Origin of the sequence: Prevotella sp. P4-98, from assembly GCF_002251405.1 — a bacterium.
In the GTDB taxonomy this organism is placed as follows: domain Bacteria; phylum Bacteroidota; class Bacteroidia; order Bacteroidales; family Bacteroidaceae; genus Prevotella.
The window spans coordinates 1-527 of sequence record NZ_NPJC01000041.1; the positions used below are offsets into that span (position 1 = coordinate 1).

Here is a 527-nt window from a genome sequence, read left to right on the forward strand (position 1 = left end):
TGTACAATCTGTGCCGTATTCTTCAGCATGTCGTTAATGGTTTCGATAATGTATCTCTTGCGCAGCATCATTCTGTCATAGAACGGCATCAGCTTGTTTTTCATGTTTACGCGCAACCCTGTCACCAGCTGTATTCCATCCTCAAAGAGGAAGTCAAACAGCTTCTGCGAAATATAGCCTTTGTCAGCAAACAGCTTGCCATACAAACGTTTAGCAAGAACCTTGAACACATTCGGGTCCTTGTCGCTGACATTTGCACCAGTAAGTACAAACGCTATTATCTCGCCTCTGTCATTGCACGCAAGATGGAGCTTAAAGCCATGGCACCAACCCATTGTTCCTTTTCCGTCAGTGGCAATTCCCTTGAATACCTTATTGGCATATCTCCTGAGATTATGGCATACGGGTATCATCGTGGAATCAACGAATGTTATGCCGGTACATCTTCCGAAAGCTCCCAGATTAAGGAAGAACATGAGCTGGAAGAACACGCGGCTTTCCAACTCCACAAAGCGGTTGTACGACAC

The 527-nt window shown here is 45.4% G+C and carries 1 protein-coding gene; it reads right to left on the reverse strand.

Annotated features, from left to right (window positions below; translation table 11 throughout):
* Positions 1–527: IS982 family transposase (locus CIK96_RS06345; protein WP_144007502.1), on the reverse strand; the 527-nt coding region annotated here is incomplete at both ends.